This window comes from Streptomyces sp. NBC_00457 (assembly GCF_036014015.1).
Taxonomy (GTDB): domain Bacteria; phylum Actinomycetota; class Actinomycetes; order Streptomycetales; family Streptomycetaceae; genus Streptomyces.
The window spans coordinates 4,257,575-4,283,701 of record NZ_CP107905.1 but is presented as its reverse complement, the minus strand read 5'-3'; the positions used below and the strand labels follow the sequence as shown (position 1 = coordinate 4,283,701).

At 71.2% G+C, this 26,127-nt stretch carries 24 protein-coding genes; 10 read left to right on the top strand and 14 right to left on the bottom strand.

What is annotated here, in order from left to right; genetic code table 11:
- The 5 genes from OG828_RS19265 to OG828_RS19245 all read right to left on the bottom strand — a co-directional run bounded on the left by OG828_RS19265 (position 1) and on the right by OG828_RS19245 (position 6,507).
- A complete protein-coding gene (locus OG828_RS19265; RefSeq protein ID WP_328501826.1) occupies positions 1 to 2,157 on the bottom strand; it encodes a bifunctional serine/threonine-protein kinase/ABC transporter substrate-binding protein in 2,157 nt (718 codons plus the stop codon).
- The gene (locus tag OG828_RS19260; RefSeq protein ID WP_328501825.1) at positions 2,157 to 2,957 is read right to left on the bottom strand and encodes a hypothetical protein; all 801 of its coding nucleotides are present in this window, start codon (positions 2,955 to 2,957) and stop codon (positions 2,157 to 2,159) included. The genes OG828_RS19265 and OG828_RS19260 overlap by 1 nt, the downstream gene beginning before the upstream one ends.
- A 384-nt stretch (positions 2,958 to 3,341) precedes the next feature.
- Positions 3,342 to 4,973 carry a phospho-sugar mutase gene (locus tag OG828_RS19255; RefSeq protein ID WP_328501824.1) on the bottom strand — a complete coding sequence of 544 codons (1,632 nt, stop codon included), beginning with the start codon at positions 4,971 to 4,973 and terminating at the stop codon, positions 3,342 to 3,344.
- Positions 4,974 to 5,130: 157 nt separating this feature from the next.
- Positions 5,131 to 5,955, bottom strand: a complete 825-nt coding sequence (locus tag OG828_RS19250) for a purine-nucleoside phosphorylase (protein WP_210582825.1) — start codon at positions 5,953 to 5,955, stop codon at positions 5,131 to 5,133.
- A 114-nt stretch (positions 5,956 to 6,069) separates the two neighbouring features.
- Positions 6,070 to 6,507, bottom strand: coding sequence for a gamma-glutamylcyclotransferase (locus OG828_RS19245; RefSeq protein WP_328358085.1), 438 nt, complete (start codon positions 6,505 to 6,507; stop codon positions 6,070 to 6,072).
- Between the two features lie 97 nt (positions 6,508 to 6,604).
- Between OG828_RS19245 and OG828_RS19240 the strand changes: the two genes are divergently transcribed.
- A complete protein-coding gene (locus OG828_RS19240) occupies positions 6,605 to 8,053 on the top strand; it encodes an NAD(P)H-quinone dehydrogenase (protein ID WP_328501823.1) in 1,449 nt (482 codons plus the stop codon).
- A 166-nt stretch (positions 8,054 to 8,219) separates the two neighbouring features.
- On the top strand, positions 8,220 to 9,185 hold the full coding sequence (locus OG828_RS19235) for a DeoR/GlpR family DNA-binding transcription regulator (RefSeq protein WP_328438847.1): 966 nt from the start codon (positions 8,220 to 8,222) through the stop codon (positions 9,183 to 9,185).
- Between the two features lie 87 nt (positions 9,186 to 9,272).
- Here OG828_RS19235 and OG828_RS19230 read toward each other — a convergent pair whose 3' ends face one another.
- Both OG828_RS19230 and OG828_RS19225 read right to left on the bottom strand, forming a co-directional pair.
- On the bottom strand, positions 9,273 to 9,839 hold the full coding sequence (locus OG828_RS19230; RefSeq protein WP_443062508.1) for a TetR/AcrR family transcriptional regulator: 567 nt from the start codon (positions 9,837 to 9,839) through the stop codon (positions 9,273 to 9,275).
- Positions 9,840 to 10,002: 163 nt separating this feature from the next.
- On the bottom strand, positions 10,003 to 11,775 hold the full coding sequence (locus OG828_RS19225) for an acetyl/propionyl/methylcrotonyl-CoA carboxylase subunit alpha (protein WP_328358073.1): 1,773 nt from the start codon (positions 11,773 to 11,775) through the stop codon (positions 10,003 to 10,005).
- 364 nt (positions 11,776 to 12,139) lie between these two features.
- Here OG828_RS19225 and OG828_RS19220 point away from each other — a divergent pair, with 364 nt between their 5' ends.
- Positions 12,140 to 12,619, top strand: coding sequence for a hypothetical protein (locus tag OG828_RS19220; protein ID WP_328358070.1), 480 nt, complete (start codon positions 12,140 to 12,142; stop codon positions 12,617 to 12,619).
- Here OG828_RS19220 and OG828_RS19215 read toward each other — a convergent pair.
- The 4 genes from OG828_RS19215 to OG828_RS19200 form a co-directional block, all read right to left on the bottom strand.
- On the bottom strand, positions 12,588 to 13,208 hold the full coding sequence (locus OG828_RS19215) for a Maf family protein (protein ID WP_328501821.1): 621 nt from the start codon (positions 13,206 to 13,208) through the stop codon (positions 12,588 to 12,590). The two genes, OG828_RS19220 and OG828_RS19215, sit on opposite strands and share 32 nt — an antisense overlap.
- Positions 13,209 to 13,239: 31 nt before the next feature.
- Positions 13,240 to 13,368 carry a morphogenic membrane protein MmpB gene (mmpB, locus tag OG828_RS19210; protein WP_328358064.1) on the bottom strand — a complete coding sequence of 43 codons (129 nt, stop codon included), beginning with the start codon at positions 13,366 to 13,368 and terminating at the stop codon, positions 13,240 to 13,242.
- 106 nt (positions 13,369 to 13,474) lie between these two features.
- Positions 13,475 to 13,684: an acyl-CoA carboxylase epsilon subunit gene (locus OG828_RS19205; protein WP_210582818.1), complete on the bottom strand. Its 210-nt coding sequence runs from the start codon at positions 13,682 to 13,684 to the stop codon at positions 13,475 to 13,477.
- A gap of 8 nt (positions 13,685 to 13,692) precedes the next feature.
- Positions 13,693 to 15,312, bottom strand: coding sequence for an acyl-CoA carboxylase subunit beta (locus OG828_RS19200; protein ID WP_328358059.1), 1,620 nt, complete (start codon positions 15,310 to 15,312; stop codon positions 13,693 to 13,695).
- A 110-nt stretch (positions 15,313 to 15,422) separates the two neighbouring features.
- Here OG828_RS19200 and OG828_RS19195 point away from each other — a divergent pair, with 110 nt between their 5' ends.
- Both OG828_RS19195 and OG828_RS19190 read left to right on the top strand, forming a co-directional pair.
- Positions 15,423 to 16,292, top strand: coding sequence for a biotin--[acetyl-CoA-carboxylase] ligase (locus OG828_RS19195; RefSeq protein ID WP_328501820.1), 870 nt, complete (start codon positions 15,423 to 15,425; stop codon positions 16,290 to 16,292).
- 287 nt (positions 16,293 to 16,579) lie between these two features.
- Positions 16,580 to 17,752: an adenylate/guanylate cyclase domain-containing protein gene (locus tag OG828_RS19190; RefSeq protein ID WP_328358053.1), complete on the top strand. Its 1,173-nt coding sequence runs from the start codon at positions 16,580 to 16,582 to the stop codon at positions 17,750 to 17,752.
- Between the two features lie 76 nt (positions 17,753 to 17,828).
- Here the strand turns inward: OG828_RS19190 and OG828_RS19185 are convergent, their stop codons facing one another.
- The gene (locus OG828_RS19185; RefSeq protein ID WP_328501819.1) at positions 17,829 to 18,323 is read right to left on the bottom strand and encodes a hypothetical protein; all 495 of its coding nucleotides are present in this window, start codon (positions 18,321 to 18,323) and stop codon (positions 17,829 to 17,831) included.
- A gap of 232 nt (positions 18,324 to 18,555) precedes the next feature.
- Between OG828_RS19185 and OG828_RS19180 the strand changes: the two genes are divergently transcribed.
- From OG828_RS19180 to hutH, 3 genes are all read left to right on the top strand, one after another.
- Complete coding sequence (locus tag OG828_RS19180; protein WP_328501818.1) at positions 18,556 to 19,356, top strand: enoyl-CoA hydratase/isomerase family protein; 801 nt, start codon at positions 18,556 to 18,558, stop codon at positions 19,354 to 19,356.
- Positions 19,357 to 20,155: 799 nt separating this feature from the next.
- Entirely contained in the window at positions 20,156 to 21,298 is a 1,143-nt protein-coding gene (locus OG828_RS19175; protein WP_328358044.1) for a GGDEF domain-containing protein, read from the top strand.
- A 103-nt stretch (positions 21,299 to 21,401) separates the two neighbouring features.
- Positions 21,402 to 22,940, top strand: coding sequence for a histidine ammonia-lyase (gene hutH / locus OG828_RS19170; RefSeq protein ID WP_328504893.1), 1,539 nt, complete (start codon positions 21,402 to 21,404; stop codon positions 22,938 to 22,940).
- Positions 22,941 to 22,985: 45 nt separating this feature from the next.
- Here hutH and OG828_RS19165 read toward each other — a convergent pair whose 3' ends face one another.
- Both OG828_RS19165 and OG828_RS19160 read right to left on the bottom strand, forming a co-directional pair.
- Positions 22,986 to 23,768: a hypothetical protein gene (locus tag OG828_RS19165; RefSeq protein ID WP_328358042.1), complete on the bottom strand. Its 783-nt coding sequence runs from the start codon at positions 23,766 to 23,768 to the stop codon at positions 22,986 to 22,988.
- A 41-nt stretch (positions 23,769 to 23,809) separates the two neighbouring features.
- Positions 23,810 to 24,094, bottom strand: a complete 285-nt coding sequence (locus tag OG828_RS19160; protein WP_328442357.1) for an LPXTG cell wall anchor domain-containing protein — start codon at positions 24,092 to 24,094, stop codon at positions 23,810 to 23,812.
- A gap of 130 nt (positions 24,095 to 24,224) precedes the next feature.
- Between OG828_RS19160 and OG828_RS19155 the strand changes: the two genes are divergently transcribed.
- Positions 24,225 to 24,584: a hypothetical protein gene (locus OG828_RS19155; RefSeq protein WP_328358039.1), complete on the top strand. Its 360-nt coding sequence runs from the start codon at positions 24,225 to 24,227 to the stop codon at positions 24,582 to 24,584.
- Positions 24,585 to 24,802: 218 nt separating this feature from the next.
- Complete coding sequence (locus OG828_RS19150; protein WP_328501817.1) at positions 24,803 to 26,065, top strand: L,D-transpeptidase; 1,263 nt, start codon at positions 24,803 to 24,805, stop codon at positions 26,063 to 26,065.
- The last annotated feature ends 62 nt before the right edge of the window (positions 26,066 to 26,127 follow it).

The window sequence follows — 26,127 nt, the reverse complement described above, 5'->3', positions numbered from 1 at the left end:
TCAGGACGCGGACAGCTTGCCGACGTAGGCGAACCGGCCGCCGTCGACCCGGTAGTGATGGGTCTGCTGCATGGTGAGTTCTCCGCTGTCGTCGAACGCGTACGTCGTGGTCAGGCCCTTGAAGCCGGCCGTGGTCAGGGCCTTGGTGACCTGGGCGCGGCTGGGCCGTCGGCCGCCGCCCGCGGCCAGGGCGGTGATCCGGTCGACGACCAGGCGGGCGGTGTCGTACGCCTCCGGAGCCCAGACGCCCGGCGCGCCGCCGTAGCGCTTGCGGTAGGCGGTGGCGAAGGTACGCACGGGTGTGGCATCCGGGCTGATGTACGGGGTGATGGTCTGCCAGCCGTCGGCCGCACCGCCCGCCGCGGTGACGAAGGACGCGGTGGCCGTGGGCGCGTCCAGGAACCGCGGCCCCGCGAAGCCACGCTCGGCAAGGGCGCGGGCGACCGTGGCGGCGCGCTGAGGGGTGCCGGTGCAGAAGAAGCCGTCGATGCCGTGGGCGAGCATGTCGGCGACCACCACCGACGCGTCCGGCGCGGCGGCGGGCACGACCCTGGCGTACAGGGCGACCTGGCGGGCGCGGGCCGTGTCGCGGACGATCTGCGCGGACTCCATGCCGGTGATCCGCCCCGCCCGGTCGATCAGGAGGCCCGGGCGGCGGGAACCCTGGGCGGCGAGGGTGACGACGGTGTTGTAGACGGCGAACGCGGCCATGGGCGCGGCCCGGAAGTACCCCTTCGGCTCGGCCAGCAGGGCCGACTGCGCGGCGGTGAAGGAGAGTTCGGACACGGACAGCACCGGCAGGCCGGCGGCCTCGTAGACCTCCAGGGCGGCCTGCGTCGAGGTGTAGCCGGTGGGGCCGAGGACGGCGAGCACATCGGCGTCGCCGGCCAGCTGCCGGGCCGCCCGCTGCGCCCGCGCCGGCTCACCCCGGTCGTCCACCGCCCGGAGGGCGAGGGTGAACGGCTTGTCCTTGCGGGGGTTGAACTGCTCCACGGCCAGCCGGGCGGCGCGCTCCTGTGCCCTCCCGGCCTCCTTCTGCGGTCCGCTCAGGTCCGCGTGGACGCCCAGCACCCAGCGCGGGCCGGCGGACCGTGACGCCGGGTCCTTCTCGCCGTCGCCTCCCAGCGCCGCCCACAGGGCCGCGCCGCCGCCCGCCGCGAGGAGCGCCGCGCCCCCGGCGGCCAGTGCCAGGACCCGGCGGCGCCCCGGCTCTTGGGCCCCGGTGTCCGGCCCGCCCCCGGCGGCGAGCTCGGTCGGTTCGATGCCGGGCAGGGCCAGCATCTCGGCGGACCGGTCGGTGACCATGGCGACCACCGCGTCCGGCAGCCAGTCGATGGAATCGGCGGGGGCGTCCTCCACGATCGCCGTGTCCACCTCGGCCGCCGTGGGCCGCGCGGTGGGCTCCTTGTCCAGGCACCGCTCCAGCAGCGCGCGCAGTTCCGCGTCGTCGATGCCCTCCAGTTCCGGCGCGTCATGGACGGTGCGGTACAGCAACGCGTCCGCGGTGCCGGCGCCGAACGGCGGTCGGCCGGTGGCCGCGTACACCAGCACGCAGCCGAGGGAGAACACATCGCTCGCCGGCCCGACCTCCAGGGCCCGCGCCTGCTCGGGGGAGAGGAAACCGGGCGTGCCCACCACCACGCTGTCCGAGGTCAGTTCGGTCTCCTCGGCCGCCGTGGGCCGCGCGATACCGAAGTCGATCAGCCGGGGCCCGTCGAGGGCGAGCAGGATGTTGCCGGGTTTGACGTCCCGGTGCACCAGACCGGCGTCGTGCACCGAGGCGAGGGCCCGCGCCAGGACCTTGCCCAGTATCCGCACCGCGCGCGTCGGCAGCGGCCCGCAGGCAGCGACCGCCTCGGCCAGCGAAGGACCCGGCACGAACGCCGTGGCCAGCCACGGCGCATCAGCTTCGGTGTCGTCCCCCAGCACCGGCACGACCCACGGGCTGTCCACCCGCCGGGCGGAGGCCACTTCGCGGCGGAACCGCGCCCGGAACTCCGCCTGACCGGCGTACTCCGGCTGGATCACCTTCACCGCGGCCAGGTCCCCGGCCTCGCTCCGGGCCAGGTAGACCACGCCCATACCGCCCGCGCCCAGCCGTCCCAGCAGCCGGTGGCCACCGAGGCGGGACGGATCGGAGGGAAGCAGCCGCTCCATCACGCACCCCCCTTCGGGCGCCCGATCTCCGCCTGCGCTCGCACCACCATCTTGGCCAGGGCCTCCTGGACAAGGGGCCACAGCTCGGCCGCCTCGCGTCCCCGGCCCCCGCACACGGAGGTACTGGCCATCACAGGGCCCAGCGTGGCCTGGTCCCACCGGTACGGGTACGGCCCGCCGCGGGTGTCACTCACGCACAGACCCGTCTCCCCCAACGACTCGTCGCTGTAGCTGTTGTTGCCCTCGCCCCACGCGTACGCGGTCGAGGACAGTCCCGTCAGCCGCTCGCCCGGCCGCAGGAGCTGCTCCTCGCAGTCGAGCACCTCTTCCAGCACTCCGGCCTGCTCCCAGGCCGCGTCCAGCGCCGTACGGTGCACGGTGACCGTGGCCGACAGCCGCACCGACCCCTTGCCGTCCCCGGCGGGCACTTCGAAGTACCGGGTCAGCGTGGCCAGTACGTCCGCGGGCAGTTCCCTGAGCTGCCAGGCGCAGCTGTCGCCGAGCACCGCCCAGCGGCCGGGGTCGCTCTCGTACGGCGTCGCCCGCACGACCCCCGGCCCGAACAGCTCCGGGTCGGCGATCACCTTCCCGATCAGCGCCCGCGCCTGGTCCGTGGTCCTCGGCTGCTTCGCGGGGGCCGTCACAGCGGTCGGCGAGGACGCCGACTGCGTGCCGTCGCGTGTGCTCGTGTCCGCGGACGCCTCAGCCTCCCCGCCGTTTCCGCCGTCCGTGCAGCCGGCCACCACTAACCCGCACAACACCAAGGCCCCGCAGATACGCCGGGCTCTCGCATACGCCACGATCCCGCCCCCTGTCCCGTGCTCGCCATGCCCCGCGCCTGTACCGATGCCGCTGAGACACGCGGCGGTTCCCCGGACTTCCGTTTTAACAACGCTGCCGGGGCCTGGTAACACCCTTGTCGCGTAAGCAAGTTGGCCCATACACGAGGGACCCGGCACAGAGTCCAGCTGACTCATGGGTCTGAACCCCGTACCGGGCCCTGTACGCGGTATGTCGGAGTCCCGCCTGGTGTGTTGGGGGCGGCGGGACACCTGGGGGCGGATGCCTCCAAGGGGGGTAGGAGCGCATCCATACCGCGGTTACAGCCTGCGGCGACCGCCGCCTCGGCGGGCGTCCGAGGAGCAAGCGGCAGCCCAACTCCCGGTGAACCAGGGGTGTACGGCTCAGATGCCGGCCGCCGCGGAAAGGTCCCGCTTGATGGCGTCCAGCAGCTCGGCGGCCTTCGCACGGGCCTCCGGCAGCCCGTCATGCGCGGCGACCGGCACGACGACCTCCAGGTAGCACTTCAGCTTCGGCTCCGTGCCGCTGGGGCGTACGACGACCCGGGCGCCGTCGAGCGTGTAGCGCAGGCCGTCCGTGGGCGGCAACTTGTCCGTGCCCCGCGTCAGGTCCTCGGCCTCGGTGATGGCCAGCCCCGCCAGCTCGGTCGGCGGCTGCTCGCGCAGGCGCCGCATGGCGTCCGCGATGACCGACAGGTCCTCGACGCGGACCGAGAGCTGGTCCGTGGCGTGCAGGCCGTGCTCCACGGCGAGGTCGTCGAGCAGGTCCAGGAGCGTGCGGCCCTGCTCTTTGAGCTCGGACGCCAGCTCGGTGACGAGGAGGGCCGCGGTGATGCCGTCCTTGTCGCGTACGCCGTCGGGGTCGACGCAGTAGCCGAGGGCCTCTTCATAGCCGTAGCGCAGACCGTCCACGCGGGCGATCCACTTGAAGCCGGTGAGCGTCTCCTCGTACGGCAGTCCCGCCTTCTCGGCGATCCGCCCGAGCAGGGACGACGACACGATCGACTCGGCGAACGTGCCCTGTGCGCCGCGCCGGACGAGGTGGGCGGCGAGGAGGGAGCCGACCTCGTCGCCGCGGAGCATGCGCCAGTCGGCGCCGTCCTTGACGGCGACCGCGCACCGGTCGGCGTCGGGGTCGTTGGCGATGATCAGGTCCGGCTCGGTCTCGCGGGCCTTGGCGAAGGCCAGGTCCATCGCGCCGGGCTCTTCCGGGTTGGGGAAGGCGACGGTCGGGAAGTCCGGGTCGGGCTCGGCCTGCTCGGCGACGAGCACCGGCCGGGGGAAGCCGGCGCGGGCGAACGCGGCCAGCAGGACGTCCTTGCCGACGCCGTGCATCGCCGTGTAGACGGTGCGGGCGGTGCGCGGTGACCTGGCTGTCAGGACGGCGTCCGTGCGGGCGAGATAGGCGTCGAGGACGGCGTCGTCGAGCGTCTCCCAGCCGGAGTCGGGGCGGGGGACGTCGGCGAGGGCGGCGATCGCGTCGATCTCGGCCGCGATCTCCGCGTCCGCCGGCGGGACGATCTGCGAGCCGTCGCCGAGGTACACCTTGTAGCCGTTGTCGCGGGGCGGGTTGTGGCTGGCGGTGACCTCCACACCGGCGACCGCGCCCAGGTGCTGTATGGCGTAGGCGAGGACGGGGGTGGGGAGCGGGCGGGGCAGGACGGCCGCGCGCAGGCCAGCGCCCGTCATCACGGCGGCGGTGTCGCGGGCGAAGTCGGCGGACTTGTGGCGGGCGTCGTAGCCGACGACGACCAGTCCGCCGGCCCGACCGTTCTTCTTCAGGTACGCGGCGAGACCCGCCGCCGCGCGGATCACGACCGAGCGGTTCATGCGCATCGGGCCCGCGCCCAGCTCACCGCGCAGACCGGCCGTACCGAACTGGAGGGTGCCCGCGAAACGCTCGGCGAGCTCCGCGACGTCCCCGGCCTCGATGAGCTTGGCGAGCTCGTCGCGGGTCTCCGCGTCGGGGTCCTCGGCGAGCCACGCCTGGGCCCGGGCGATGAGATCGTCGTGCACGTCGGGTACCTCTCGTTGTGTCCGTACGGTGTCGGGTGCGGGCCGGGTATTCGCCCCCGCCGCCCCTACCCGTCCCATCCTCCAGGGGCTCCGCCCCCTGGACCCCCGCTCCTCAAACGCCGGAGAGGCTGATTTCCGAAGCGGGGCGCGAAACGCCTTACAGCCGGCCCAGCACCTGTGCCAGCAGCGACCCCATCCGCGTCGCCGAGTCCCGCCCGGCCTGCAGAACCTCCTCGTGGTTCAGCGGCTCTCCCGTCATACCCGCCGCGAGGTTCGTCACCAGCGAGATGCCCAGGACCTCGGCGCCCGCCTCACGCGCCGCGATGGCCTCAAGCACGGTGGACATACCGACCAGGTCCGCCCCGATGACACGGGCCATGCGGATCTCCGCCGGGGTCTCGTAGTGCGGGCCGGGGAACTGGGCGTAGACGCCCTCTTCCAGCGTCGGGTCGATCTCCTTACACAGCGCGCGCAGCCGCGGCGAGTACAGGTCGGTGAGGTCGACGAAGTTCGCGCCGATGATCGGGGAGGCCGCGGTGAGGTTGATGTGGTCGCTGATGAGGACCGGCTGCCCGGGCCGCATGCCCTCGCGCAGACCACCGCAGCCGTTGGTGAGGACGACCGTCTTGCTGCCGGCCGCCACCGCCGTACGGACGCCGTGCGCGACGGCGGCCACGCCGCGGCCCTCGTAGAAGTGCGTACGCCCAAGGAAGACCAGCGTCCGCTTGTGTCCGATCTTGTACGAGCGGACCGTGCCGCCGTGGCCCTCCACCGCCGGCGGCGGGAAACCGGGCAGCTCGGTGACCGGGAACTCGGCGTCGGGTGCGCCGAGGGCATCCACGGCCGGTGCCCAGCCGGAGCCCATCACGAGGGCGACGTCGTGGGTCTCGGCGCCGGTGAGTTCGCGCAGGCGCGCGGCGGCGGCGTCGGCGGCGCCGTGGGGGTCGCGCTGGATGTCGTCCGGAAGAAGAGATGCGTTCACGCGCATGAGGGTAGCCGGTCCGGGCCTACGCGCGTAGATGACGGAGCTCACGAGATGGCGATCGTTGTCTTGTTGTTTCCGACGAAGCCGGCCGGTGGCTCGCTCGGAGGATCTTCAGCAGGGCCGCTTGCGCAGCTCCATCACGTAGTCGTGCGGTGCCCCCGCCGACTCGGCGGCGTCGGCGATCTCGCCCAGGTAGCGGGCCGACGGCAGGCCGCCCTCGTAGCCGTTCAGGACGTACACCCAGGCCGGCTCCTCGCCGTCCAGTGTGACCACGCGCACGCGGGCCCGGCGGTAGATGCCGAGGCCGACGCCCACCCAGCGGTCCAGGGACTCCTCGTCCATCGGCGCGATCTCGTACAGCGCCACGAAGACCTGCTCCAGCGGGTCCTCGACGATCGTCGCGAGCGCGCCCTCCCAGCCCAGCTGCTCGCCGCCGAAGGTCAGCCGCCACCCGTTCAGCCAGCCGGTGGCCCGCATCGGAGAGTGCGGTGCGCGGCGGGTCATCAACCGCGCGTCGAGATTGCCGGCGTAGGCGGCGTAGAGCGACATGGGTCGAGCGTACGGCAGCAGAATCGGCCGCCCCTCCCGTAACAGTGGTATCTCGGGCCGCCCCCCAGGGCAGGACCACCCGCAAGCGTGCGGGACAATGGAGTACGTGACTCGGATCGTGATCATCGGTGGCGGACCCGGCGGATATGAAGCGGCGCTGGTGGCCGCGCAGCTCGGCGCGGAGGTGACCGTCGTCGACTGCGACGGTCTGGGCGGCGCGTCGGTGCTCACCGACTGCGTGCCGTCGAAGACCCTGATCGCCACGGCCGAGGTGATGACCACCTTCGACTCCTCGTACGAAGAGCTGGGCATCATCGTCGCCGACGACACCCCGCACATCGACACGCCCGCCCAGGTCGTCGGTGTCGACCTCGGCAAGGTCAACCGGCGTGTCAAGCGCCTCGCACTCGCCCAGTCACACGACATCACCGCCTCCGTGACCCGGGCCGGCGCGCGCGTCCTGCGCGGGCGCGGACGGCTGGAGGGTATGCAGGCCCTCGACGGTTCCCGGAAGGTCGTCGTACGGGCCGCCGACGGGACCGAGGAGACGCTCACCGCCGACGCCGTCCTCATCGCCACCGGCGGTCACCCGCGCGAGCTGCCCGACGCCCAGCCCGACGGCGAGCGCATCCTCAACTGGACCCAGGTCTACGACCTCGACGAGCTGCCCGAGGAGCTCATCGTGGTCGGTTCCGGTGTCACCGGTGCCGAGTTCGCCGGCGCCTACCAGGCCCTCGGCTCCAAGGTCACCCTCGTCTCCTCCCGCGACCGCGTGCTGCCGGGCGAGGACCCGGACGCCGCCGTCGTCCTCGAGGACGTCTTCCGTCGCCGCGGCATGAACGTCATGGCCCGCTCCCGCGCCGCCTCCGCCAAGCGCGTCGGGGACCGGGTGGAGGTCACGCTCTCCGACGGCCGGGTGATCACCGGGTCGCACTGTCTGATGGCCGTCGGCGCCATCCCCAACAGCGCGGGCATGGGCCTGGAGGAGGCGGGCGTCAGGGTCAAGGAGTCCGGCCACATCTGGACCGACCGGGTCTCCCGTACGACCGCCCCGGGCGTGTACGCCGCCGGTGACGTGACCGGCGTCTTCGCCCTCGCCTCCGTCGCCGCCATGCAGGGCCGCATCGCCATGTACCACTTCCTCGGCGACGCGGTGGCCCCGCTGAACCTGAAGACGGTCTCGTCGAACGTCTTCACCGACCCCGAGATCGCCACCGTCGGCTACTCCCAGTCCGACGTCGACGGCGGCAAGATCGACGCCGTCTCCGTCAAACTGCCGCTGCTGCGCAACCCGCGCGCCAAGATGCAGGGCATCCGCGACGGCTTCGTGAAGCTCTTCTGCCGCCCGGGCACCGGCATCGTCGTCGGCGGTGTCGTCGTCGCGCCGCGCGCCTCGGAACTGATCCATCCCATCTCGATCGCCGTCGACAACAATCTGACGGTCGAACAGATCGCGAACGCGTTCACCGTGTACCCCTCCCTTTCGGGGTCGATCGCCGAGGTGGCCCGCCAGCTCCACACCCGCAAGACGAACGGCGACGCCTGACGGCTTGAACCGACTCCCCGCTGGTCACGGGGAGTTGTCGAGCATTCGTACGGCATAGTCGGGGGGACTAGGCCCTATACCACTTCCCGCCTTCCTGTGCGAACAACTTCTGTTATTCGGCGCAAACTGCTGAAAGCAGACGGTCGTTGGGGTTACTGTCAGTTTCGTGTTCGCTGCAGAACGTCGCCAATTGATCCTCGAAATGGTGCGAGCTAACGGGGCCGTATCGCTCCGTGAGCTCGCCCGCGTCGTCCAGACCTCCGAAGTGACCGTACGGCGGGACGTGCGCGCACTGGAGGCAGAAGGACTCCTCGACCGCCGGCATGGCGGTGCGGTATTGCCGGGCGGGTTCACGCGAGAGTCCGGCTTTCCGCAGAAATCACATCTCGCGACCGCCGAGAAGACGGCCATCGCCGATCTCGCCGCGAACCTCGTCGAAGAGGGCGAGGCCATCGTGGTCGGAGCGGGTACCACCACACAGGAGCTGGCCCGCCGGCTCGCCCGGGTCCCCGGACTCACCGTCGTCACCAACTCCCTCCTGGTGGCCCAGGCGTTGGCCCATGCCAACCGGGTGGAGGTCGTGATGACCGGTGGCACCCTGCGTGGCTCCAACTACGCGTTGGTGGGCAGCGGCGCCGAGCAGTCCTTGCAGGGGCTGCGGGTGTCGCGGGCGTTCCTCTCCGGGAGCGGGCTCACCGCGGAGCGCGGGCTCTCCACGTCCAACATGCTGTCGGCGTCCGTGGACCGGGCGCTGGTGCAGGCGGCGGCGGAGGTCGTCGTCCTCGCCGATCACACGAAGCTCGGTACGGACACGATGTTCCAGACCGTGCCGACGGATGTGATCACGCGGCTGGTGACGGACGAGCCGCCCGCGCATGACGACCGTGCGGCCACGGAGTTGCAGGCGCTGGCCGATCAGGGGGTGCAGATCGCTGTCGCGGGGGCGTCGGGAAACGCGGGGGGCGGTGAACCGGGGCCGGGGCCAGCGCCAGCGCGTCAGCAGCGTCGGGATGTGCCGCTCCCTGGGCCGCGGCGGGGTGTTCCCAACGGGGGGCAGGGGTTGCGTACGGCCACGGTGTTGGACGCGGGGGCTGAGCAGCGGGCGCGGGTTGCGGATATGCGGCGGCGTTAGGGGCGCCTGGTCGCCGTAGGGCTTGCGGTTGTTTCGCGGCTGCGGGTGCGTGGGGGTTGTTCGCGCCCGCGCGGCGGAGCCGCATATCTACACAGCCCCGCGCCCCTGGGTGGGTTTCAGTCCCCTCAGTGTCAAGTGCAGCAATCGGTCGGCCACGTTCGGGTCCGTCGGTGTCTCTTCCGCTGCCAGGGCGATCGCGTGGGTCAGTTTGAGTAGGTCGTCGATCGCTACGTCGTCGCGTACCGCGCCCGCCTCCTGGGCCCGGGTCAGCAGGGCCTGGCCTGCCTTGCGTATCGGGTCGCTGCATCGGGCCAGGGCCGAGGTGTGGTCGTGAGAGACGGACATCAAGGCCTTGGCCAGGCCTCGGTACTCGCCGGCGTGGGTGACGATCTCGCGCAGCCAGGTGACCAGAGCCGTGCACGGGTCCGGGGCGCTCAGCAACTCGCGGGAGCGGGCCAGCAGGTCGCTCACGCCGTCCTCGAAGACCGCGCTCAGCAGGGCGTGGCGGTTGGGGAAGTGGCGGTAAAGGGTGCCGATGCCGACGCCGGCGCGGCGGGCGACGTCTTCGAGGGAGGCGTCGGTGCCGTGGGCGGCGAAGGCGGAGCGGGCCTCGGTGAGCAGGCGGTCGTAGTTGCGGCGGGCGTCGGCGCGCATGGGGCGCTGCGGGGTCGTCTCCTGTGAGGTCGCGGCCGCCATGGCTTCACCTGTCCTCTCGTCCGCCCGCCCGGGTGTCTCTCCAGAATGCCATCGGGACATGAGTGCGCCCGGCGGGGCGACCGCTGTGGTCCCCGCCGGGCGCTTCAGGATGTCGTACGACTCAGTCCTTGATCTCGCAGATCGCGGCGCCCGAGGTGATGGAGGCGCCGACCTCGGCGGACAGGCCCTTGATGGTGCCGGCCTTGTGGGCGTTGAGGGGCTGTTCCATCTTCATGGCCTCCAGGACGACGACCAGATCGCCCTCCTTGACCTCCTGGCCCTCCTCGACGGCGATCTTGACGATGGTGCCCTGCATCGGGGAGGCGAGGGTGTCGCCGGAGGCCGCGGGGCCGGACTTCTTGGCCGCCCGGCGCTTGGGCTTGGCGCCCGCCGCGAGGCCGGTGCGGGCCAGCGACATGCCGAGCGAGACCGGGAGGGAGACCTCCAGGCGCTTGCCGCCGACCTCGACGACGACCGTCTCGCGGCCCGGCTCCTCGTCCGTCTCCGCGTCGGCGGGGGCGGCGAAGGGCTTGATCTCGTTGACGAACTCGGTCTCGATCCAGCGGGTGTGGACCGTGAACGGGTCCTGGCTGCCGGTGAGTTCGGGGGCGAACGCCGGGTCCTTCACCACCGCGCGGTGGAACGGGATGGCGGTCGCCATGCCCTCGACCTGGAACTCCTCCAGCGCACGGGAGGCCCGCTGGAGGGCCTGCTCGCGGGTGGCGCCGGTGACGATCAGCTTGGCGAGCAGCGAGTCCCAGGCCGGGCCGATGACCGAGCCGGACTCGACGCCCGCGTCCAGGCGGACGCCCGGACCGGCCGGCGGGTCGAACCGGGTGACCGTGCCCGGCGCCGGAAGGAAGTTACGGCCCGGGTCCTCGCCGTTGATGCGGAACTCGAGGGAATGGCCGCGCATCTGCGGGTCGTCGTAGCCGAGGGCCTCGCCGTCGGCGATGCGGAACATCTCGCGCACCAGGTCGATGCCGGTGACCTCCTCGGTGACCGGGTGCTCGACCTGGAGCCGGGTGTTGACCTCCAGGAAGGAGATCGTGCCGTCCATGCCGACGAGGAACTCCACGGTGCCCGCGCCGACGTACCCGGCCTCCTTCAGGATGGCCTTGGAGGCGCGGTACAGCTCGGCGTTCTGCGCCTCGGAGAGGAACGGCGCCGGGGCCTCCTCCACGAGCTTCTGGTGCCGGCGCTGCAGCGAGCAGTCACGGGTCGACACGACGACCACGTTGCCGTGGGTGTCGGCCAGGCACTGCGTCTCCACGTGCCGCGGCTTGTCCAGGTACCGCTCGACGAAGCACTCGCCGCGCCCGAACGCGGCGACGGCCTCACGGACCGCCGAGTCGTACAGCTCGGGCACCTCTTCGAGCGTCCGCGCGACCTTCAGACCGCGGCCGCCGCCACCGAAGGCGGCCTTGATCGCGATGGGCAGGCCGTGCTCCTGGGCGAAGGCGACGACCTCGTCGGCGCCGGAGACCGGGTCGGGCGTACCGGCGACCAGCGGCGCGCCGGCGCGCTGGGCGATGTGCCGGGCGGCGACCTTGTCGCCGAGGTCCCGGATGGCCTGCGGCGGCGGGCCGATCCAGATCAGGTCCGCGTCCAGGACCGCCTGAGCGAACTCGGCGTTCTCGGAAAGGAAGCCGTATCCGGGGTGGATCGCGTCCGCGCCGGACTCCCGGGCGGCGTTCAGGACCTTCTCGATGTCCAGGTAACTGGTCGCCGGAGTGTCACCGCCCAGGGCGAACGCCTCATCCGCGGCGCGGACATGCAGAGCGTCCCGGTCCGGGTCGGCGTATACGGCCACGCTCGCGATACCGGCATCCCGGCAGGCCCGGGCCACGCGGACAGCGATTTCGCCACGGTTGGCGATGAGCACCTTGCGCACGATTGAGGCTCCCTCCTTGAAACAAGCCGAGTTTAGGGACTGCCGACACGGCACTTCGACCCGTCCCCAATGGTGACCTTGCCCACACGGAGCGTGATTCGAGGCTCGCTCGACCTGCGAAATCCCTTGTCGCACCTAGGCACGCAGGACTCCTCCGGGAAACCCTAGCCCTCCGGTGTGGTCAAGGTCTCTGTGAGAGCGTGCTGCGCCCCACTCTGTTTCTTTGTCGAGTCCCTACGAATGGCCCAATGATTCTTTGCCCTCCGTCGAACCCTTGTCCCGGGGTTTACCCGTTAGTAGCGTTCACCGTGTATCGAACGTACTTGGGGTAACCAGGGCTCGGCTTGAGAGTGGGTGGGGACCGGTGGTGCGCAGACCGGTGGCATGGGTCGTGGCGGTCGTGCTCTTCGTGGAGGCGCTGTTCATCGCCGGGCTGAACTGGTTCCTGGGGGTGGTGGTGGACCGCCAGGACATGTCGCTGGCGGGCCTCGACCCGCACATGATGTCGGTGTCCTCGAAGGCCGGCGGCGTGGTCTTCGGCCTCTACTTCGCGTTCTGCGGCCTGGTCGCCCTGCTCGTGGCCCTGCGCGACCGCCGCCCCGCCGGCTTCGGCCGCGTCCTGCTCATCAGCGCCGCCGTGGTGCACGGCCTGCTGGGCGCCTTCGCCTGGGGCCTGGTGGGCTGGCCGGCGTTCCTGTTCATGGTCCTGGTGCTCGGCCTCATCGTGCTGCTGCTGATGACGTACGACGCGGAGGGGCGGCCCGCCGCCCAGGAGCCCGAGGACAGCAAGCCCGCGGGCGGCGGCTCCCCGGTCAGTGCTCCGCCGACGCCCACAACTCCGTGATCTGCACGCCCAGTTCGGCCAGCAGGCGGCGTACGAGGGGCAGGCTGATGCCGATCACATTGCCGTGGTCGCCGTCGATGCCGTCGATGAACGGCGCCGAGCGGCCGTCGAGCGTGAACGCCCCGGCGACGTAGAGGGGTTCGCCCGAGGCGACGTACGCGGCGATCTCCTTGTCGGTCGGCTCGCCGAAGCGGACGACGGTGGAGGCGACGCCGGAGACGTACCGGCCGGCGGCCGTGTCGTAGACGCAGTGCCCGGTCTGCAGCGTGCCCGCGCGGCCGCGCATCGACTTCCAGCGGGCGGTGGCCTCCTCCGCGTCCGCGGGCTTGCCGAGCGCCAGTCCGTCCAGCTCGAGCACCGAGTCGCAGCCGATCACCAGCGCGCCCTTGACCTCCGGTTTCGCGGCGACGACGGAGGCCTTGGCCTCGGCGAGGGCGAGGGCCAGCTCGGCGGGGGTTGGGGCGGTGACGGCGTCCTCGTCCACGCCGCTCACGATCACTTCGGGGTCCAGGCCCGCCTGCCGGAGGAGGTTCAGGCGGGCGGGGGACTGGGAGGCCAGGACGAGGTGGCGGCGGCGCTGATCGGTCATGCGATCAGGGTATCGACGGGGGTTCGCTCCGCTAGGGCAGGCCGATCACGAGCATGGCCAGGAGCATGGCCAGGGCCATGAGAAAACCGAGCCGCCGGAGCATTTGCTGCGTTTCGCGCAGTTCTTTGGGCGGCTCGTTCTCGGGGTCGGACCACAGCATGGCACTAGCGTGCGGCTGGGCGGGGGAGGGGCGCCTGAGTACGGGTACTCAAGTTGTGCCCGGGGTTTGCCGTACTGTGCGCGGTTCCCCGCGCCCCTGGCTAGCTTCAGCTGGGCCAGTATGTACGTGCCCACGTTGTCGGGCCCGGCTGCGGCAGGCGGCGAGTTGCGAGCCTTGCCGGGTCCGACCAGGAGTCTCTGTCTTTTGTCGCGCCGGGCGGCTCTGTTGTTGCTGCCGCGGCGCGGGCTCGGACTACCGCCAGGGCGGCGGCGAGTTCCTCCGGGGTGGGGTTGCCCCGTACGACCTTGATCGTCATGACGGCTCCTAGAGGGGGATGTTGCCGTGCTTCTTCGGGGGCAGGGATTCCCGCTTGGTGCGCAGCTGACGCAAGCCGCGTACGACGTGGCGGCGGGTCTCGGACGGCATGATCACGGCGTCGACGTAGCCGCGCTCGGCCGCGATGTAGGGGTTGAGGAGGGCGTCCTCGTACTCCTGGATCACGCGGGCCCGGGTCGCCTCCGCGTCTCCGGCGGCCTCCGCCTCGGCGATCGTGCGGCGGTGCAGGATGTTGACGGCGCCCTGGGCGCCCATGACGGCGATCTGGGCGGTCGGCCAGGCGAGGTTGAGGTCCGCACCCAGGTGCTTGGAGCCCATGACGTCGTAGGCGCCGCCGAAGGCCTTGCGGGTGATGACCGTGATCAGGGGGACGGTGGCCTCGGCGTAGGCGTAGATCAGCTTGGCGCCGCGGCGGATGATGCCGTCGTGCTCCTGGTCGACGCCCGGGAGGAAGCCGGGGACGTCGACGAAGGTGATGACCGGGACGTTGAAGGCGTCGCAGGTGCGGACGAAGCGGGCGGCCTTCTCGGAGGCCTTGATGTCCAGGCAACCCGCGAACTGCATCGGCTGGTTGGCGACGATGCCGACGGGGCGGCCCTCGACGCGGCCGTATCCGGTGAGGATGTTGGGGGCGTAGAGGGGCTGGGTCTCGAAGAACTCGGCGTCGTCCAGGATGTGCTCGATCACCGTGTGCATGTCGTACGGCTGGTTCGCGCTGTCGGGGACGAGCGTGTCCAGCTCGCGGTCCTCGTCGGTGAGGACGAGGTCCGCCTCCTCCGGGAAGGCCGGGGGTTCGCTGAGGTTGTTGGACGGAAGGTACGACAGCAGCTGCTTGATGTACTCGATCGCGTCCTTCTCGTCCCCGGCCATGTGGTGCGCCACGCCCGAGGTCGAGTTGTGGGTGCGGGCGCCGCCCAGCTCCTCGAAGCCGACGTCCTCGCCGGTGACCGTCTTGATGACGTCCGGGCCGGTGATGAACATGTGCGAGGTCTGGTCGACCATGATCGTGAAGTCGGTGATCGCGGGGGAGTAGACCGCGCCGCCCGCGCAGGGACCTACGACCAGGCTGATCTGCGGGATGACGCCGGAGGCGTGCGTGTTCCGGCGGAAGATCTCGCCGTACGCCCCGAGGGAGGCCACGCCCTCCTGGATGCGGGCGCCGCCGGAGTCGTTGATGCCGATGACCGGGCAGCCGGTCTTCAGCGCGAAGTCCATGACCTTGACGATCTTCTGGCCGTAGACCTCGCCGAGGGCGCCGCCGAAGACGGTGAAGTCCTGGGAGAAGACGGCGACCGGGCGGCCGTCGACGGTGCCGTATCCGGTGACGACACCGTCGCCGTACGGCCGGTTCTTGTCGAGGCCGAAGTTGGTGGAGCGGTGCCGGGCGAACTCGTCGAGTTCGACGAAGGACCCCTCGTCGAGCAGCAGCTCGATCCGCTCACGGGCCGTCAACTTGCCCTTGGCATGCTGCTTTTCGACGGCGCGTGCGGAGCCGGCGTGCGTCGCTTCCTCGATACGGCGCTGGAGATCCGCGAGCTTGCCCGCGGTGGTGTGGATGTCGATCCCTGAGGACTCTTGGATCTCGTGACGCTCTTCCGGCTCGGACATCGGGATGTGGCTCCCTGCCTGCTCAAAAGGGGGGACGGTTACTCATCCGTAGAGTAGTGGGGTGCCTACCAATCGGCAGTGCGGCGTTTACCACACCTAGGGTGGCTTGCATGACGCCGCGAGATGCAGCAGAGCCGAACGACAGCAGCAGGTGGTCCGACCTGGACCGGCCGCCCCTCAACGCCACTGCCCTGCGCAAGGGGCTCGTGCGGGAGGGCGGGCTGTGGTCGGAAGTGACCGTCGTGCCGAGCACCGGCTCCACCAACTCCGACCTGGTGGCCCTGGCGAACGCGGGCAAGGCGGCCGAGGGGGCGGTCCTCGTCGCCGAGGAGCAGACGTCCGGGCGCGGGCGCCTCGACCGGCAGTGGACCGCTCCGGCCCGCTCCGGGCTCTTCTTCTCCGTGCTGCTGACGCCCACGGAGGTGCCCGTGGCGCGGTGGGGATGGGTGCCGCTGCTCACCGGCGTCGCGGTGGCGTCCGGGCTGTCGCGGGCCGCGGGCGTCGATACGGCACTCAAGTGGCCCAATGACCTGCTGCTGACTGTCGGCGGCGAGGAACGCAAGGCCGGCGGAATCCTGGCGGAGCGGGCGGGCGGTGACGGCGTGGTGGTCGGCGTCGGCATCAACGTCACCCTGCGCGAGGACGAGCTTCCCGTGCCGGGCGCGGGGTCGCTGGCGCTGGCGGGGGCCGTGACGACAGACCGGGACCCCTTGCTGCGGGCCGTGCTGCGGTCCCTGGAGGAGTGGTACGGGCGGTGGCGCTCGGCCGGGGGCGATCCGGGCGCGAGCGGGCTGCAGGAGACGTACGCGGCGGGCTGCGCGACGCTGGGGAGGAGAGTGCGGGCCGAGCTGCCGGGCGATCGGTCGATCACCGGAGAGGCGGTGGCGATCGACGGGGACGGGCGGCTGGTGCTGGCGACGGGGGAGGGCGTGCAGGAGCCGGTGGGGGCGGGAGACATCGTTCATTTGCGAACGGCGTGAACGCTTCGGTGTGTGCGGTGCGTGTTGGTGGGTGGTGCGGGTTGGTGGGCGGTGCTTCTTGACGCCGGTCTGGGCATTTCAGCCCGTCCGGCGTTTGAGGACGAAGCCGAAGGCCGAAGCGGGGGTCTGGGGGCGGCAGCCCCCAGCGACGGCAGCACCGGCGCCGGGTGCCTTTCCAAACCGTCGGTCACCAAAGCATCCGGCGCCACGGAGTGACCTGCCGCACATCTGCCGTAAAGTTGACCGCGGTCGATACCTGACCGCGGCAGATCGGAAGGGCAGCAGGCGTGACCGTCGACGACACGGGCTCCGGCAGGGACCCGGACGGCCGGGTGGATGCTCTCTCGGCTTCGATCGAGCGGGGCGACCCCGACGACCGGGGGGACCCCGACGCCACCGACCCCGGCGAGGACCCCCTCGCCCTCCGCCTCGAACAGCTCATCCTCGGCGCGGAACGCCGTTACACCCCCTTCCAGGCGGCCCGTAGCGCGGGCGTCTCCATGGAGCTGGCCTCCCGTTTCTGGCGGGCGATGGGGTTCGCCGACATCGGCCAGGCCAGGGCGCTCACGGAGGCAGACGTACTGGCGCTGCGGCGGCTCGCCGGTCTCGTGGAGGCGGGGCTGCTGAGCGAGGCGATGGCCGTGCAGGTGGCGCGCTCCACCGGGCAGACCACCGCCCGGCTGGCCGAGTGGCAGATCGACTCCTTCCTGGAGGGCCTGACCGAGCCGCCCGAGCCCGGCATGACGCGCACCGAGGTGACGTACCCGATCATCGAGCTGCTCCTGCCGGAACTGGAGGAGTTCCTCGTCTACGTCTGGCGGCGCCAGCTCGCCGCCTCGGCCGGCCGGGTCGTCCAGGCCGCCGACGACGAGGAGATGGTCGACCGGCGCCTCGCCGTGGGCTTCGCGGACCTCGTCGGGTTCACGCGGCTGACCCGCCGTATGGAGGAGGAGGAACTCGGCGAACTGGTCGAGGCCTTCGAGACCACCGCCGCCGACCTGGTGGCCGCGCACGGGGGGCGGCTCGTCAAGACGCTCGGGGACGAGGTGCTGTACAGCGCCGACGACGCGGGTGTCGCCGCGGAGATCGCGCTGCGGCTGATCGAGACGATGGCGAACGACGAGACGATGCCGGAGCTCCGCGTGGGCATCGCGTTCGGCACGGTGACCACTCGTATGGGCGATGTCTTCGGTACGACCGTGAATCTGGCGTCCCGGCTGACGTCGATAGCTCCGCGTGATGCCGTGCTCGTCGACAGTGCCTTCGCGGAGGACCTGATCCGGACCGGGGACGCGCCCGCGTCCGAGGCGGAGGCCGCGGAGGCGGCTGCGGCTGCGGAGAAGGAGGGGGAGGAGCCGCCGACGTATCGCTTCGCGCTTCAGCCGATGTGGCAGCGGCCGGTGCGGGGGCTTGGTGTGGTGGAGCCGTGGTTGCTTACGCGGAGGGCGCCGTCGGGGTGACGGTTGTGTGTTGGGTGCGGGTTTGTTGTGGCTGGTCGCGCAGTTCCCCGCGCCCCTTCGGGGCGCTGCAGTTCCGTTAGTCGTTGGCGGAGAGTGGGTCTACGCAGAGGCCGATGACCGGGACGCAGATGCCGGGCTGACTCGGTGTGGGGGTCGGGGAATTGCTGGGCTGGGTGGGCGTCGGTTGTGGGGCGGTGCTTGTCGTCGGCGGCGGGTGGGGTGTCGGGGGGACGGTGGTGGGCGCTTCCGCCGGCGTCGGGGTTGTCCTCGTGGGCGGCGCGGAGGGTGGCTTCGCGGGGGCGCGGATCACTGAAGCCGCTGTCGGGAGCGCGGTGGGGGTGGCCGCCGTGGTTGCCGCTGTGTTCGTCTTGCGGTCGGTGCCTGGATCCGGGCGAGGCTCGGGCTCGGCTTCCGCGGTTCCGAGGTGGCTGACGTCGGGGTCGGGGGTCAGGCGTACGAGGCTCAGTACGCCGGCGGCCACGGCGAGGCCTCCGGCGGCGAGGAGCAGCTTGCGGGGGCGGGGTTTGCGGTGGCGGCCCCGCTGACGTGCTGGTGTGTTCTGGTCCGTCACCGCGATCCTCCCCGTTGCGCGTGGCGCAGCGCACGATATGCGGTGGTGTGGGCGGTCGGGTGGGAGTCGGGCGGGATGTCACTCGAAGGGGGAGTTCGGGGGCGGGCCGGGAACCGGCGTCGGACTTTTCCCGGCCTTTTTCCCGGCCTCGTCCCCGCCTTTTCCCGGCCCGGGATGGCTGCGATGATCGGGGCGCATGCTGTTGTTAACCCGCGTTAACCCGGAGGGTGTCATGAGCGAGGAACGGTTCGGGGAGTTCGTGCTGGTGCGGCGGCACGGGGAGGGGTATGTCGCCGAGCTGGCCCTCGACCGGCCCAAGGTCATGAACGCCGTGTCTACGGAGATGGCCCGCTCCATCGCGGCGGCGTGTACGGCGCTGGGGGGCGACAAGGGCGTACGGGTGGTCGTGCTGACGTCGACCCATGAGCGGGCGTTCTGCGTCGGGGCGGATCTGAAGGAGCGGAACTCCTTCACCGATGCCGAGCTGGTGCGGCAGCGGCCGGTGGCGCGGGGGGCGTACACCGGGGTGCTGGAGCTGCCGGTGCCGGTGATCGCGGCGGTGCATGGGTTTGCGCTGGGGGGTGGGTTCGAGCTGGCGCTGTCGTGTGACGTGATCGTGGCCGACCGGACGGCGGTGGTGGGGTTGCCCGAGGTGTCGGTGGGGGTGATTCCGGGGGGTGGGGGGACGCAGTTGCTGCCGCGGCGGGTGGGGGCGGCGCGGGCGGCCGAGCTGATCTTCTCCGCGCGGCGGGTCGAGGCGGTCGAGGCGCGGGAGTTGGGGCTCGTGGATCAGCTCGTGGAGGCGGGGCGGGACCGGGAGGAGGCGCTGGCATTGGCGTCCCGGATCGCGGCGAACTCCCCCGTAGGTCTCCGGGCGGCCAAGCGGGCGTTGCGGGTGGGGTTCGGACTGGACCTGCGGGCCGGCCTGGAGGTCGAGGACTCGGCGTGGCGGGCGGTGGCGTTCTCGGGGGACCGGGCGGAGGGGGTAGCGGCGTTCAACGAGAAGCGGCGCCCTGACTGGCCGGGCGAGTAATCGCCCCCGCCGCCCCTACCCGTCCCATCCTGAAGGGGCTCCGCCCCTTCGACCCCGCCAGGGGACTACGCCCCTGGACCCGTGCGGGGCTTCGCCCGTGCACCTCACCGGGGCTGCGCCCCTGGACCCGTGCGGGGCTTCGCCCGTGCACCTCACCGGGGCTGCGCCCCTGGACCCGTGCGGGGCTTCGCCCGTGCACCCCGCCGGGGCTGCGCCCCTGGACCCGTGCGGGGCTTCGTCCCTGCACCCCGCCGGGGCTGCGCCCCTGGACCCGTGCGGGGCTTCGCCCGTGCACCCCACCGGGGCTTCGCCCCCGGACCCCCGCGGGGCTTCGCCCGTGCACCTCACCGGGGCTTCGCCCCCGGACCCATGGGCCTTCGCCCGTGCACCTCACCGGGGCTTCGCCCCCGGACCCGTGAGCCTTCGCCCCTGAACCCCCCGCGGGGCTGCGCCCCCGGACCCGTGCGGGGCTTCGCCCGTGCACCCCACCGGGGCTTCGCCCCCGGACCCGTGAGCCTTCGCCCCTGAACCCCCCGCGGGGCTGCGCCCCCGGACCCCCGCGGGGCTTCGCCCCTGCACCCCACCGGGGCTGCGCCCCCGGACCCGTGCGGGCCTTCGCCCCTGCACCCCACCGGCGCTGCGCCCCCGCACCCGGGAAGGGCTGCGTCTCGGCGCCCTGGCAGGGCTGCGCCGCCGTACGCCGGCGGGCTGTGGCCGCCCCGCCCCCGCAGGGACCTCGTGCCCACCTGTTCGCCGCATCAATGTCCCGGTTCGCCCACTTCCTCCCTAGCCTGGAGTGATGGGTGAGGACATCCGGCTCGCGGCGGTCGTGGCGTTGGCGCAGGGTATGGCGGCTGCGCATGGGTCGCGGGAGGCGTGGCGGGCGGCGGCCGGTGGGGCGTGTCGGGCCCTGGGGGGGAGCTTTGCGGCGCTGTCGGTGTGGGAGCGGGATCGGGGGCGGCTGAGGGTGCTGGTGAATGTGGGGGAGCGGGCCGCGGGGGAGGTGGAGTTCCCTGAGGATGAGGCTTATCCGGTGCATCAGTTTCCCGAGATCACCGAGTTTCTGCATGAGCGGTGGGCTGGGGGTGGGGAACCCGACGCCTGGGTCGAGACCGCTGATGGGCCTACTGCAGGGCGGCCCGGTTATGTCCATCAGCGCGTTGCCGCCCTGCGCCGCCGTGGCCGCGGCTGCTGTGTCGTCGCCCCGATCGTGCTGCACGGGCGGGCCTGGGGCGAGCTGTATGTCGCCCGGGCCGTCGGGGAGCCCGTGTTCGACCGGGCCGACGCCGACTTCGCCACCGTCCTCGCCGCTGTCGTCGCCGCCGGGATCGCCCAGGCCGAGCGGCTGGAGGAGGCGAGGAGGCTGGCATACACCGACGCGCTCACCGGGCTTGCCAACCGCCGTGCCGTCGACGTGCGTCTCGAAGAAGCCGTCGAGCGGCATCGCGCTCACGGGGTCGTCGTCAGTCTGGTCGTCTGTGATCTCAATGGGCTCAAGAGGGTCAATGACACGCGCGGGCATGCCGTCGGGGACCGGCTGCTCGAGCGGTTCGGGTCGGTGTTGTCGTTGTGCGGGGCCATGCTGCCCGGCACGCTCGCCGCCCGCCTCGGCGGTGACGAGTTCTGTCTGCTCGCCGTCGGGCCGCCCGCCGACGAGGTCGTCCGGGCCGCCGACGAACTCTGCCGCCGGGCCGCCGAGTTGGAGCTGGGGGAGGGGGTCGCCTGCGGGGTCGCGTCGACGGGGGACCCGATCGGGCCCGTTCGCTCTGCCCGGCGGCTGTTCCGGCTCGCGGACGCCGCCCAGTACCGCGCCAAGGCCGTACGGGCCACCAAGCCGGTCGTCGCCGGTCGCGAAGGGCCGGACGATCCCGTCGTACGGCTCGCCGACGAACCCTCCCGCGACACCGGTGCCGAGCGGCGCCGGTTCCGGGGGCGGCGCTGACGCCCGCGTGACGGCGGGACGGTGTGACCAAATCGGTAAGGGGTGAAACCCGCACCCACTCGTGACATCTTCGAATTCACTCACTACTCTCCTGAATATGGATATGCACACTGTGGTGGTGGGGACGTCCGGGGTGACCGCGTCCGACGTTCTCGCCGTGGCGCGCGACGGCGCCCGGGTCGAGCTCTCCGCGGAGGCCGTGGCCGCCCTTGCCGCGGCTCGCGAGATCGTGGAGGCGCTGGCCGCCAAACCCGACCCCGTCTACGGCGTGAGCACCGGCTTCGGCGCCCTCGCGACCCGGCACATCAGCCAGGAGATGCGGGCCCAGCTGCAGCGCAACATCGTCCGCTCGCACGCCGCCGGGATGGGGGAGAGGGTGGAGCGGGAGGTCGTACGGGCCTTGATGTTCCTGCGACTGAAGACACTCTGCTCGGGGCACACCGGTGTCCGGCCCGAGGTCGCGCAGACCATGGCCGACCTGCTCAACGCCCACATCACCCCCGTCGTGCACGAGTACGGCTCCCTCGGCTGCTCCGGCGACCTGGCCCCGCTGTCCCACTGCGCCCTCACGCTGATGGGTGAGGGGGACGCTGAGGGCCCGGACGGGACCCTGAGGCCCGCCGCCGAGCTTCTCGCCGAGCACGGGATCCGGCCCGTCGAGCTCCGTGAGAAGGAAGGCCTCGCCCTCCTCAACGGCACCGACGGCATGCTCGGCATGCTGGTGATGGCCCTCGCCGACCTCGACACCCTCTACAAGTCCGCCGACGTCACCGCCGCCCTCAGCCTCGAAGCCCTCCTCGGGACGGACAAGGTCCTCGCGCCCGAACTGCACGCCATCCGCCCGCACCCGGGCCAGAGCGCCTCCGCCGCCAACATGCTGGCCGTGCTGAAGGGTTCGGGCCTGACCGGGCATCACCAGGACGACGCACCCCGCGTCCAGGACGCGTATTCCGTGCGGTGTGCTCCGCAGGTCGCAGGCGCCGGACGCGACACCATGACCCACGCCCGGCTGGTCGCCGAACGCGAACTCGCCTCCGCCGTCGACAATCCCGTCGTACTGCCCGACGGACGCGTCGAGTCCAACGGCAACTTCCATGGCGCGCCCGTGGGTTATGTCCTCGACTTCCTCGCCATCGCCGCCGCCGATCTCGCGTCGATCGCCGAGCGCCGTACCGACCGGCTGCTCGACAAGAACCGCAGCCACGGGCTGCCGCCGTTCCTCGCGGACGACCCGGGGGTGGACAGCGGGCTGATGATCGCTCAGTACACGCAGGCCGCGCTGGTGAGTGAGATGAAGCGGCTGGCCGTACCGGCGTCGGCCGACTCGATTCCGTCCTCCGCGATGCAGGAGGACCATGTCTCCATGGGCTGGTCGGCGGCTCGCAAGTTGCGAACGGCCGTCGACAACCTCACCCGGGTCGTCGCCATCGAGCTGTACGCCGCCACACGCGCCGTCGAGTTGCGCGAGGGGCTCACTCCGGCGCCCGCGTCGCGGGCCGTCATCGAGGCCGCACGGGCGGCGGGTGTGGCGGGTCCCGGCCCGGACCGGTTCCTGGCGCCCGACCTCGCGGCGGCGGACGCGTTCGTGCGGGACGGGCGGCTGCTGGCGGCGGTGGAGGCCGTCACCGGGCCGCTCCAGTAGGACGGGTGAGGGGGCCCTGCCGTACGACCGGCAGGGCCCCGGTGGTCACTTGAGCTTGGCCGCCTGCGCGTCGACCACGGCCGACGGGACCTCGGCCGCCTTGCCGGTGCCCAGCTGCGCGAAGTCCACCGTGTAGTACGTCGAGACGGTGCCGCCGATGCGCACCACCTGCGTGTTGAAGGTGGCCGTGCCCTCGCCGTCCATGTCGGAGACCACGGAGAACGCGACGGACTCGTCGCCACCCGTGGGGGCCTGCTGGGAAGAGACCTTGGTGATCTTCTGGGTCTCGCCCTGGGCGGTGATGGTGAACCCGCCGGAGCAGGCCGCGATGCCGTCGGAGACGGCCTTGACGGCCTTCTCGGCGCCGTCGCCCTCGTACGAGGAGAGGCCCACGAAGGTCATGTTGACCGAGAAGGCGTTCTCGATGTCGGCCTCGGTGACGTCCTCGGCGGGCTTGGAGGCGGCGTCCGACGGGTCGGCGGTGACCGTGTTGCTCACGCTCGCGTCCGTGTCGCCCGGCGCGAGACCGGCCATGGCCCAGGCGAGCGGCGCGCACGCGGCCTTGTCGGTCTTCACGACGCTCTGGGACTTCGGCAGGGTGTCGTCGCCGGAGGCGACCTTGTAGCCCTTGACCTCGCCCTCGGCGAGCAGCAGCTTCTCCAACTCGCCCGCGCTGCGCGCCTTCGCGGCCTGGGCCGGCGCGGCGGACTCGGAGCCGAGCGACTTGGAGCCGCCCGACTCCTCGGTGGAACAACCGGTGACAAGGGCGAGCGACAGCGTGCTCACGGCGACCGCGGCGGCTGTGCGCGCGCCCGATGATCTCTTCATGGGCGGACTATGCGTCCCAAGTCAAAGACACGTCAAGTGGGTCAAAAACCCAGTCGCTCACGCCGTACCGAATACACCACGAACCCGGCACCGAGGGCGAGGAAGAACGTCCCGCCGACGACGTACGGCGTCGTGTCGAAGCTTCCGGTGTCGGCGAGTTCGGTGCCGTCGGCGGAAGTCTCCGTGGTGACCCGGGCCTGCGTGGTGACCTGCGAGGTCGGGGTCGCCGAAGGCTCCGTTCTGGCCGGGCTTTCCATCGTCGCGTTGGCGGACGGGACGAACCACAGGGCACCCAGCAGGGTGCCCGCGGCGGCGGCGGTCAGCAACGGACGGCGAGCGGATGACACGGAATATCGATCCCCTTGTGGCGCTGGCGAATTGGCCGTGTGAGGCGATGTTAGTGAAGGTGGCGGGTCACGGGAAAGTCACGGGAGCTGTGGGTCGTACGCTCCGGGCATGAGCACTGCAGAGACATCACGTTTTGTCCGGCTTCGCGTGGAGCTGGTGATCGAGGTCGACGATGCCGGCGACCTCACGAAAGCGGCACTTCAGCGCATCGCGGAAGACGCTGATATGCCGCAGCAGGAACGGGTACACGCACAGAGCGCTGTGACGGAAGACACGGCGGAGGCCCTCGCGTATCTCGTGGACCCGTTCGACCTGGTCAGCGAGGTGCCGGGAATCGAGCTCCAGCAGGCCTCCTGGAGCAGTGAGCAGATCGAATACGACCCGGAGTCGCCCGAGTGGGACCTCGACGAGGATGATGGCGACGACGGTGACGGCGACGAGGAAGACGCCGAGAAGGCGGTCGGCTGACGCTGCTTGGGAAATTGATGACCCTGGGCGGCAACCACCGCCCGGGGTTTCGTCGTCTCAGGGGGCGCACTGACCGACATGAACACCACTCGCCCCGCGAACGTGGTGTGCCCCACACATCCGACGGATGTGGAACGGGAGGCACCGGTCTGAGCGTTGAAGTTTCTTACGGGATGTTTGTCAACGGGGACATTCGGGGTTTTGGGGATTCGGCGACGATGGAGAAGCGTGTGATGACGGACAGTAAGCGGCGCAGGGGCATGATGGCCGCGTCCGCACTGCTCGGTGGTGTCCTGGTGCTCTCGGCCTGTTCCGGCGGCGGCGACGACGCGTCCGGCGGGGGCAACGACACCTCGCAGGCGAAGGTCGACGAGGCGGCGGCCAAGAAGACCTCCGAGGCCCAGATCAAGATCACGCCGAAGGACGGCTCGGACAACGCCTCCATCAACAAGGGCACCGCCGTCACCGTGAGCAAGGGCACGCTCACCGAGGTGAAGATGACCACGGAGGCCGGCGCCGCCGTCGAGGGCGAGATATCCGCCGACAAGACCAGCTGGAAGCCCAGCGTCCAGCTGGAGCGGTCCACCACCTACAAGGTGACGGCGGAGGCCAAGGACTCCGAAGGCCGCGTCGCCCACGAGAACGCCTCGTTCTCCACGGTCTCCCCGGACAACAGCTTCCTCGGCTACTTCACGCCGGAGGACGGCTCCACGGTGGGTGTGGGCATGCCGGTGTCGATCAACTTCGACAAGGCGATCACCAACAAGGCGGACGTCCAGAAGGGCGTCACCGTCACCTCCAGCAGCGGCCAGGAAGTCGTCTGCCACTGGTTCAACGAGACCCGCATGGACTGCCGGCCGGACGAGTACTGGAAGGGCGGCTCCACCGTCACCCTGAAGCTCGCGCTCGACGGCGTCGAGGGCTCCGAGGGTGTCTACGGCGTCCAGCAGAAGACGGTCACCTTCAAGATCGGCCGCAACCAGGTCTCCTACGTCGACGCCAACACCAAGCAGATGAAGGTCACGCAGGACGGCAAGACGATCAAGACCATCCCGATCTCCGCCGGTTCGCCCGAGAACAAGACGTACGAGGGCCAGATGGTGATCTCCGAGAAGTTCAAGGAGACCCGGATGAACGGCGCGACGGTCGGCTTCACCGACGACGACGGCAAGGGCGAGTACGACATCAAGGACGTACCCCACGCCATGCGCCTGTCCAGCTCCGGCACCTTCATCCACGGCAACTACTGGGGCGCGGACTCGGTCTTCGGCAGCACCAACACCAGCCACGGCTGCGTCGGCCTGAACGACACCAAGGGCGCCAACGACAAGGGCACGGCGGGCTACTGGTTCTACAACAACTCGATCGTCGGTGACGTCGTGGTCGTCCAGAACACCGGCGACAAGACCATCGCCCCGGACAACGGCCTGAACGGCTGGAACATGGACTGGGCGCAGTGGAAGGCGGGTTCGGCGGTCTGACGCCGGTCCTCACCTGACGCAAAGGAAGCGGCCTGTCCGGGACTCGAGGTCCCGGACAGGCC